The sequence below is a fragment of the Pseudomonas sp. PDM25 genome, from assembly GCF_019219045.1.
Lineage (GTDB): Bacteria > Pseudomonadota > Gammaproteobacteria > Pseudomonadales > Pseudomonadaceae > Aquipseudomonas.
On the sequence record NZ_JAHUWL010000038.1, the window covers coordinates 1 to 9,284 of the forward strand.

A 9,284-nucleotide genomic window follows, 5' to 3' on the forward strand; every position below is an offset into this window, starting at 1 on the left:
CCCAGGCCGACGATGACTGCACTATCAATGGTAAGAAAGTGGCCAAAGCAGCGCTCCAGCAATACCTGCCAGCGGTCTACGAACTGGAAGTACTCAATGCCGGTGGGTATTGCGAATACCCGATCTGTTATGACAAAAATGACAAGCCGGTGGGTATTCACTAGATGCAAAAAGGCACGGAAAAAACCGTGCCTTTATTTTTTAGCCTTAATGAATAAATACCATGCGGCAATGCCCAACCCCTATTATCACGAAAGGTATCATCATGAAGCATGCACCACTTACGCTGCTCCCACTCCTGTTAATGCTTGGCGGTACCGTACAGGCTCAAGAGGATGTCGCGGCTTGTTCGTTGATCCGAGTAGACCAGTACTACGGCCTCAAAGAATGGGATTGCCGTGTTCCGAATACGCCGGTTCGGATCAGCAACGTCTACACCGACCAGCTGGGTCAACAACGTATTGAAAGTATCAGCAGTCAACAGAATGCCATGTGCGACGATCAAGGGGTCTGTTCCAACAGTGGTAGTTTCGCTGGCAATGCACCTGCGGGTAGTTATCTACTATACATTCGGCTGGTATTTGGGAACTGATACGAAGGGTAACCCCGTGTCTTACAAAAGTGGAACGGGACCCGGATTTGGCGGGAAATACTTGAGCGCCCCTGCCGAACCCACTCCTGTACAGTCAACGGAGCCGCTACCGGAAGTGGTCTGTATGCCGACGGCGAGCTTTAACTGCTCGGTTGATGGCAAAGAAATAGAAGATGAAGACTTACCCAAATACCTACCCATCGTCAAAGAACAAGACGTCAAGAAAGCGGGAGGCAGCTGCCAGAGTATCCCGCTGTGCTACGACAAAGGCATGATGCTTCTGGGTTTAAACAAGAAGTACTTTTAAAGACCCGCCCGGAAATACCAACCGATACACAACACAAAATACGTGAGATAAACCACGCGAATTTATGCGGTGACCATGTATGAAAGTCTTAACCATAAACACATAGGGCGACTCGTCCCCATCGTAAGTGCCAGTGCAAAACCACGTCTTCGCTTCCCTATAATCTTCCAAATTTGCTCGCCGCATGTACGTGTGTAGCCAAGGATCGCACCGGGCGAGTGGCCGAGCTTGCCGTTACGTCTAAGACCGAACCAAAGTACTCCGCGCACCGGGTGAAACTACGGCGCTTAAATGGCTGCCCTGGTGCTCTATGACTTCCAGTAGCTCCTCGATATATTTTTCATCGGGCAGCTCTGACAAGTCGACTTTAATTAAATTCTGAGCCCGAGCTTTTAATAGTGATAGGGCTTCTTGATTATATATTAATGAGCGGTGTACATAACGACCAAGCTGGAGAAGCGCAGACAAATTGAAATCCCGACTGACAACTGCCGCATTGAAAATCACCAGATCAAAGGGTACGGGGCCAACCCCAGCTAAATGAGCATCTCACTAAAATCATGCGCAGTGACCACACCATAATAGCCCAAATGGTTTAAATATTTTTCTATCAACATGCAATTAATAAAGCTCTCATCAACAATGAGAAAGCGAAGCCGTTTGTTGATCATTTCTGAGCCTTTACGAAGTAGTTAAAAACCTTCGACAGTGAGCGTACAACTCACTTAGTCTTTAGACGTCTCTATCCAATACTCTCGTCTTGAATCGATTGCCTTCACTGATGTCCGTCTCAATCACCAGCGTGCCATCTGTCGTAGTAGTCTATTGTCGGCGATATAGTTAGCGGCAGAATGCACTCCGCTGAACGGGTTTAAGTAACTAACTTTCGCTTCCGTGGATGCTTTGGCGGAATGGAAAAACGTCGATTTGACCCCGCGGTATAACGAGAGCCGGCGACAACCTCCATCTGCCCGCCGTCACGCACAAAATCATTCACTTCTTTGACTCGGCGACTACGGAGCCAGGTAATCCAGTGGATTAGTTCGGCGTGCCCCTGCTGCTCCAGCATCTGGGTAAAAAGCACCTGCCAGCGCTTGCACGTCGGCCCGCAAAGCCCTGTACGTCGCTGCAAATCCACCACGCTTGCGCCATTGATGAGCCCTTGAGCGAACCCCAGCCAGTGTTCCGGATAACCCATTCGGGACAGCAACGTGCCACGCAACAAACTCAACGTGCTTGAGCAACCTGAGCAGTAGAAATTAGGGCGCCGCTCATCAACACGCTGTATATCAGGCGAGCCACACCTTGAGCAAACAGCCTGTTGCGGCGTCAGTAAATGCTCTAACCCACTCAGGAACGTCTGGGCCTGGGCGGCAATATGTGGCGGTGGATCCAGGTCGGTTCGATCTTGCCGTGCTGACCACCAGTGATAGAGCGCCGGAAATTCTTTGGCCATCACGGCGCGGCAGGGCTTGATCCAGCGCCACGTGGTACTGGGGGAGATGCCCATAGCTTTGGCAATATTGGGCGTAGGCCAACCGGCTAACAGGTACTGAGCATAGGTCGACCACAGGTGCATCAGCCCATACCCCGAAAATGGGGTTTTCGACAGACAGTTAAAGCCTTTGTTGCACGCGACGCAGCGGTAAAAAGGCAGGCGCAGATTTTGACTGGGGTCCAGTCTAAAGCGTGGATGACCGCACGCAGGGCACTCGACCGGTGATTTATTGGGGAGCTCGTGCAGATAGCGGATAAAAGCATCCGCTTGGCTGTGGAGTTCGGCGGGTAGGCATCGGTGGTAGTCGGGCAGCGCGTGAGCATCGGACATAGAGTTTGAATTTTTCCAGGGGAATCTCATGAGTTAACCAGTCAGCGCCAGGGCAGGAGTTCACAGGAAGCGGCGTATCGAAACCGGGTAAATCATCGTCTCCGGGATGGGTAACAACTGGCGCCGGCTGCAACGTTACGTGGAGGCTGGTTTTTTTACCCATAGACAACAGCAGAGCCGAGCGCGCAATAAAACCGTTTGTTATAGGGCGCAAGGCATGGCTGTTCAGTGATACGCCCAAGGGTTGCTACCGCCAGTGCCCAGATCTACAGCTTGGTCGAGACCGCAAAGGTCAACGGCCAAGAACCCTATACGTGGCTGCGCCACGTACTTGAACGGCTCCCGCATGCGCAGTCGGTGGAGGACTTTGAGGCCTTACTGCCGTGGAACTGCTCACCGGAAATGTCACGGTAAACGTGAAACATATCTGGCGGTAGGTGTGCTTCGTGGACCGGATACGAATAGCCGGTTCGATCTTCTGCGTAATCAGTATTCAATTACGCCTGTTGTGCAACCTGTTCGACGGTATGGTGGCCATCGAGGGCGGCAAGCAGTCTGCTATCGGTAGTCTCTACAACGAATTTCCTGATCGCGTCGCAGACAGCCTGCTGATCGTAGGACTCGGTTATGCCATCGGCCAGGCAGGCCGGCCTCAGCGACTTGAAGCACGAAGTTTGCCACCTGTTTCCGATCCCACTGGCTGCTGAGATTGAACGCCTTCAAGCGGGTGAGTGACCTTCCATTTTTCGGCAAAGGCTTTGCCTTGCTCGATTTGTTTGGGCGTCATTTTTTTTGAATAGTTTTCTAATACCCCCCGATCAAGCTCAATATCATACTTGTTATTATCTAAACTCACTAAAAACAACATAAGGCCATAAGCCTTCACCATATCAAATGGAAAGCCATAGTAATTTGGATTATTTGCATACTCTCGAGCGAGCAAACCGATACCATTGTTGTCCCCGACCTTCGCAGACTCCTCTAGCCAATACCGCGAAATTGATAGATCTCCGTTATCTTCATGGATATAGGCTGCATATGCAACCATTGCTTTTGGATAGCCATTTTCAGCCGCTCGCTTATACCACTTGACAACTTCTTTGCGGCGCTGCCCAAACCACCAAAAAAAGCCATCGCCAGCAGAATAACTCCTGGCAAGCTGATATTGTGCGAATGGGTAGCCTCCCTCTGCTGATTTAATCAACATATTAAAATCAGAATTGCCTACGTATAATAAATATGCGGCTTCCATGTCACAGGAAGCAATTTTTTCCCGTGCAATCTTCTCAAACTCTAATTTCCATTCGCGCTGAGTTTTATCTCCTTTCGGGCAATTCTTAACGATGGTGCACAATGTATCTCCATCACTTATAGCCAGACGAAGTAGGGAATTAACATTTCCTTGATTAGCAGAATGTACCAGCCACTCACGAGTATCTTCCACCCTGTGGTTTTTTGCATAACGAAGCTCATCCTGTAGATGAAACCACTCTCCTACAACATCCGACTTAGCCACCCAGTCATTTAGTTCATCTAGTTGCTGCAAATCATTTGAGGCAAACTTCTCCATTAACGTTTTTTCAAACTCTTGATGCCATTCATTCCGGCTTTTTTCCCCTTTCGGACAAACTAAAGCAATAACACACAGCTTAACGTTGTGAGACAACTGATAGAGGGAGAACAAATTACCTTGATTAGCAGAAGCCACGAACCACTTTAGTGACTCTTTCGAATCTAACGTTTTATTAAGTTCCAGATGGCGAAGTTGTTCCGCCAAATAAAACTGCGCCTCCGCATCCCCAGCTTCGGCGGCGATCCGCAACTCCTTTTCCGCGGGCTTCAACTGGCTGTACAGGATAACCCCGCGCTCCTTGGCCATTTGCTGAGGCGGTGTCAACGCCGCACATGTGAGTGCGGAAAAGCTCATCAGCAAGGCAAAAAGTGCACCTACGCTAAACGATATAAGCGTCGGTTTTGTTGAACCTGTCATTGCCCTTCCCCTGTGTATTTTGCGGTACCACCTGGCACATAGTCCCTTCCGTAATAGCCTCGACGCTCACAGCATTTATCTTTCCCAGAACCGAGCAGCGTAGATCTGGCTTTGTAGTGGGCACGAATTTCATCTGCCCGACGCTCAAGTAACCGCCCAACCCCTTCAGCCATAAAATTATCCAACCGTAGCCTGTTCTCACAGTACGATTGCCCAGGCGTATCTGACTTGGTACCGAAGCGGCTCATGCGCATGCAGGCTGCTTCAAACTGTATTTGAGCAGCGGTAAGACTGCCCTTCTTCTGTGCGTTGGCGACAATCCAGTTCAACAATTGGGTGATCGCTTTTTGCTGAAGCATCCAGCACTGGGATTCGGTGTAGTGGGTTTTTATATCAATACGTTTACCTGTGACAGGATCAGGAAGCACATCGATCGCTGTAAACGCTTTCGCCTCACTAATCAGCGTCATCAACATCGGCCCCAGGGCTTCCGGAATCGCCTCGATGGTCCACTGTTCCAGCTCCGCAGGATTGCTGTAGTTCATGATGGTGTGGGCAATGGGTCCACCTTTGCCACCGGAGGTTAGGGCTTCACAGAGTTCGGCGACTTTGTCGAAGCCCATCAGGTAGAGCATGACAGGGTCCAATCCCGCCAGCCCCAGTAGATTCATTTTACTCATCAGGTCCAAGGCACTACCGTCCACCCAGTCCAGCGGCTGCCCGTGGTTTTTGTGCAGCTCACGACGGAACAGGTTCAACAGTTCATAAATACCGTCGTAGCCGATCTGAAAGGCAAAGGTTCCTTTAGCCCCGGCCCCGCAGATCAATCCTGCCTTGATGCGCAGAATCAACTGCCCCTTGTCAGCGGAGAGGGTGAACTCTCCGGAAATACCGACCCCGGCAGCGGCACCAATGTCGCCTTCCAACCGTGCCAGGCTGAGCCACTGTGCACCACTTTGTCTGGCTCGTTGTGCCGGATCGGTCAACAGCGATACCGTACGCAGCATGACCAGGTCTTGGGGTGGCGCCCAATTGAGGGCACCCGAGACCCGGACACCGGCCTGTACACCGGCAAACAGGTTGAAGTCAGCCGTGGCGCCATCCTTGACCTGGACGTTAGCGGCTTTGCCCGAGAGTACAGGCGCACTCTTTTGGGTATGTGCGCCCGCCAGTTGGCCGGCAGGTGCTTGTGCATCCTGTATCGCACTCAATCCGGCGCCATACTTAGTATTGCTGGGGGTCAGATAGATGCCGGCAGACGCCATCATGGCCGCACCGGCAAATCCCCATGCATGAGCACTGACGTCGAACGAAAAACGCCCGACGTTCATTTCGGCAACGCCTTGACCATCGCTACGCTGATACTGAACCTTGATATCCTGGGCGGCAGTGCGCTCCGGCCAGTCAAGCTTGAACAGTTCGACTTCCCCCATGGCCAGGTTTACATCGAGGCGTCCCGTTACCGAGAGGTCGAGGCCCTTTCTGGAAAATTTGGTGGTGGTACTGACCTCTCGCTGTACGTTAGAAACCTGTGGCGTCAAGCAGCGAATCAACTGCGCTTGCGGACTCGAGTCAAACAGGCGCAGTTCGCGTTGGGCCCCTTTAAAAAACAGCATTTGACGCAACTGGTCACCCCAGGTTTTGCGTTGCTCCGCACGGACCAGGGTTTTGACTTCGTAGTTCTGCTGCTTCAATTGCGAGTAGAACAGCTCAACATCAAAACAGCCTTCTTGGTCGAACCACGGCCCTTGATCGGCAATAGGTATCGATCCCATGGACCTCAGCCATTGCTGGAAAACGCTATGGGCCTGATCTGTTGCGGACTTCCCACTGCTGTTACCGGTCCACTTAGCAGCGGTTTTATCCTTCAACGCTTTGAGCACCGTCAGGCTGATGTGATGCACGGGTGAGGTGCCGGCTGGCCAGCTGATTTCTCGCAAGGGGAAGTCAGGTTTGACCAGGCGCTCCACCGGTGTCGGTTTGAACTGGTCCGGTTCCCACAACAAATGTCGCCGGGGTACTGTCGAGGCGACATTGTTTTCTGCCAACTGCCGGATCGCCTCCAAGTCGGTTTGCAGTTGCGTCCATGCCGTGCGTTCATCCGCGACCAAGCTGTCCGGCGCCTTGATGTTTTCACCGCTGGCGTTGATCCAGGTTTCGTACTTGTCGAACAGCCGTTGTTTAATGCCGGCTTGTTGCAACTGCAGCGCCAGATAATGCTTGACTGCTTGTACGCCCGAATTCAGATCTGAACCTTGGCACAACGCCAACTCTGGCAGCGCGATGCCATAGTCCGCGGCCTTTAGAATCGCATCGAGGTAATTCGGGTAGGCGAATTTTGCCGCCTCCTGCGTTTGCAGCGCGTAGTAGGTCACCAGCTCTGCATCACAGTCGAGCAAGCAGCTTTCCAGGCGCTGTTGATGGCCGCTGGCGGCTTGCAACACGCTGGCCACGTCATCGACTGAAAACGTGGTGAGTTGCCCTTTGTCATCCAGCAGCTTGGCCCGCTCGCTCAGGTAAGTTTGAACAATCTCTCGGACTTTGAGGGCTTCCGGAGTGAACAGTGTGCCGCCCTCGATCACGTAGCCCTGGCGTTGGGCTTCGGCTTGACCCGCATTGGCCAACTTTTTCCATTCTTGATGAAGTGCGAGTAGCTCGCGATATTTTTTGTACTGAGCCAGCATGCGATCGTTGGCTTCCAGCGGGTCGTGTCGCTCATAAGGATCGATTGGCCCAACGCTTTTGGCCGAGATGTCGCGCTGCCTGGTTTCAACAGCGGTTTTGACCTCCATGGCGTAGCGAGGATCGGCGATCAGCGGTTCTTGCGCCTCAATCTCGAGCATGCGCGCCTTCTGCGCACCTTCCAGAAAGTTAACCAGTTTGGGTTCCAGGAAGTAATCCAGTAGATCGCAGGCGTACAAGACTTTTTGACGTGCTTCAGTACCCATATCTGGGGCAATAAGTTCGCTCAGCTTGCTGGCGGACTCTTTGAGCGCATTGGCCGCTTCAGCCGAGAGCAACCAGAATTCCTTTTCATGGGTGGCATAGATGATGTTGGCATAAACCAAGGAACAGGGCAGTTTTTCCTGAGGGCCAAAATAGACGCTCCCAGATGGCTTGGGTTTAGTTTGCGGGTCCAGTTCCAAAACCTTGGAAACCGGTGGCGCCGCGGGCGGCTTTTCAGCCTCAGAGGGAGCAATGGCGGACGACGTTGGTCTGGCAGCCACACCGGCTCTACCTTGCGCGGGAACGCTGAGATTCCAACCCGATTTAAGGATATTCGAGGATGGGATAAATCGGTTCAACTGACGCAGTTGTGCCACGCTACTGCCGCACTGTTGGGCAATATCACCTAAGGTATCGCCTGTTTTGACGGTGTAATCAGTCAGTTCCATGGGCTTCCATTCTCCGGGATGCTGGCACCTTGTTCAGTGCTTGCAATTGCTTAACCTTGCAGAGGGTTTCATCTGCACTGAGCAAGATGGTCATGGCGGCAGGTTGAGTGGCGAGGCTTTCACTCACCAATACGTCAGCCAGATTCAGCAAATGAGCGCTTTCGTAGATCTGGTGCTGGCGCAAGAGGTTCAGGTTGTCGATCAGAAGCGGCAATCGCTCGACATCCGGCTCATGCAAGGCAATGTGCTGTTCGTCAATCCAATACACCCAACGTAGCGTGAGGTAGGCCGGTTCGGTGTGTGGCGAAAGTGTGAAGTAGTTTGCTGCTGGCATCGTGGAGGGGATGTCGGTTTGCCAGTTCATCCACCCCGGCGCCAAACCACTGATGTAATTCGGCGATGAGGCGTAAACCGCCGACCAGGGGCCTAGCAACGAAGGCATAGCCTGTGGCGCTGTGGTGCCAGCCATTGCCGCCCACAAGGCGGGCTGATAATAGGTCACCCAGCTTTGGCCACCGGAACCATCATTGACCTTCAGCAACCAGCGCGCATGGTTGAGTGCTCGTTCGCCGTCCGTAGCGGTGATCACGATACCCGCGTGCCGATACTGACAAAGCTCCAAGCACCAGTTAGCTAGTGCACTGCCCCATTGAGCCGTGAGCCAGATCGGTCCCGTACCTGCCAGCGAAGTAAAATCAGTACCCTCGAGCAAGTAGTCAAAAGTCGCCACTGGTTGCGCAGAAAGTTCGCTCAACAGATTGGGATAAAGCATTTGGTCGAGGATGAAATACACGCCTTGGGAAGACTCCGTTACCGTTCGCTGGCGAGACCAGCCAACAAAATTGATCAGCTTTTCTCGCATGTGCAATCTCCCCGGCTGCACGCGCCATTACTTTGCTTGCCACACAGCTTGTTAATGCCTGAAGTGATGACGCCAGATATTGGTGTGCTGCGCAGTACTGCGTCCGTCCCGGCCATGAGGTTCAGTGCGGCAGTCGCAGCTATAGGCGGAACGCCTGCCAGGGGCGCGCCGCCTTGAACAATAGGCACGCTGCTGAAAATACCGCCCGAAGTGATGACGATGTACTGACCACCGGCCTCGAGCGTCAGGCTGACGTCCGCTTCGATCACCACATTGGTGGCAGTGACGTGAGCCTGTGTGCCCGCCTGAA

The 9,284-nt window shown here is 52.7% G+C and carries 6 protein-coding genes and 3 pseudogenes; 4 read left to right on the top strand and 5 right to left on the bottom strand.

What is annotated here, in order from left to right; genetic code table 11:
* The first annotated feature begins 265 nt into the window (after nucleotides 1–265).
* Both KW848_RS30975 and KW848_RS30980 read left to right on the top strand, forming a co-directional pair.
* On the top strand, nucleotides 266–592 hold the full coding sequence (locus KW848_RS30975) for a hypothetical protein (protein WP_218539129.1): 327 nt from the start codon (nucleotides 266–268) through the stop codon (nucleotides 590–592).
* Nucleotides 593–608: 16 nt separating this feature from the next.
* Nucleotides 609–899: a hypothetical protein gene (locus KW848_RS30980; RefSeq protein ID WP_218539130.1), complete on the top strand. Its 291-nt coding sequence runs from the start codon at nucleotides 609–611 to the stop codon at nucleotides 897–899.
* Between the two features lie 871 nt (nucleotides 900–1,770).
* Here the strand turns inward: KW848_RS30980 and KW848_RS30985 are convergent.
* Nucleotides 1,771–2,757, bottom strand: coding sequence for a helix-turn-helix domain-containing protein (locus KW848_RS30985; RefSeq protein ID WP_218539131.1), 987 nt, complete (start codon nucleotides 2,755–2,757; stop codon nucleotides 1,771–1,773).
* Between the two features lie 76 nt (nucleotides 2,758–2,833).
* On the opposite strand from KW848_RS30985, the pseudogene KW848_RS30990 reads away from it, so the two are divergent.
* Nucleotides 2,834–3,141, top strand: a pseudogene (locus tag KW848_RS30990) (transposase domain-containing protein); the annotation flags it as partial.
* A 47-nt stretch (nucleotides 3,142–3,188) separates the two neighbouring features.
* Nucleotides 3,189–3,365 (top strand): annotated as a pseudogene (locus KW848_RS32285) (CDP-alcohol phosphatidyltransferase family protein); the annotation flags it as partial.
* 14 nt (nucleotides 3,366–3,379) lie between these two features.
* Here the strand turns inward: KW848_RS32285 and KW848_RS30995 are convergent.
* From KW848_RS30995 to KW848_RS31010, 4 genes and pseudogenes are all read right to left on the bottom strand, one after another.
* Nucleotides 3,380–4,717, bottom strand: a complete 1,338-nt coding sequence (locus KW848_RS30995; protein ID WP_218539132.1) for a tetratricopeptide repeat protein — start codon at nucleotides 4,715–4,717, stop codon at nucleotides 3,380–3,382.
* On the bottom strand, nucleotides 4,714–8,112 hold the full coding sequence (locus KW848_RS31000) for a LysM peptidoglycan-binding domain-containing protein (RefSeq protein WP_218539133.1): 3,399 nt from the start codon (nucleotides 8,110–8,112) through the stop codon (nucleotides 4,714–4,716). The genes KW848_RS30995 and KW848_RS31000 overlap by 4 nt, the downstream gene beginning before the upstream one ends.
* The gene (locus KW848_RS31005) at nucleotides 8,099–8,974 is read right to left on the bottom strand and encodes a DUF4123 domain-containing protein (protein ID WP_218539134.1); all 876 of its coding nucleotides are present in this window, start codon (nucleotides 8,972–8,974) and stop codon (nucleotides 8,099–8,101) included. The genes KW848_RS31000 and KW848_RS31005 overlap by 14 nt, the downstream gene beginning before the upstream one ends.
* Nucleotides 8,959–9,284: pseudogene (locus KW848_RS31010) on the bottom strand (type VI secretion system tip protein VgrG); the annotation flags it as partial. The gene KW848_RS31005 and the pseudogene KW848_RS31010, both read right to left, overlap by 16 nt.

What these genes read in the sequence shown, in the direction of transcription:
- KW848_RS30975 (WP_218539129.1), top strand. Translation starts at nt 266, where the DNA reads ATGAAGCATGCACCACTTACGCTGCTCCCACTCCTGTTAATGCTTGGC.
- KW848_RS30985 (WP_218539131.1), bottom strand. Translation starts at nt 2,757, where the DNA reads ATGAGATTCCCCTGGAAAAATTCAAACTCTATGTCCGATGCTCACGCG.
- KW848_RS30995 (WP_218539132.1), bottom strand. Translation starts at nt 4,717, where the DNA reads ATGACAGGTTCAACAAAACCGACGCTTATATCGTTTAGCGTAGGTGCA.
- KW848_RS31000 (WP_218539133.1), bottom strand. Translation starts at nt 8,112, where the DNA reads ATGGAACTGACTGATTACACCGTCAAAACAGGCGATACCTTAGGTGAT.
- KW848_RS31005 (WP_218539134.1), bottom strand. Translation starts at nt 8,974, where the DNA reads ATGCGAGAAAAGCTGATCAATTTTGTTGGCTGGTCTCGCCAGCGAACG.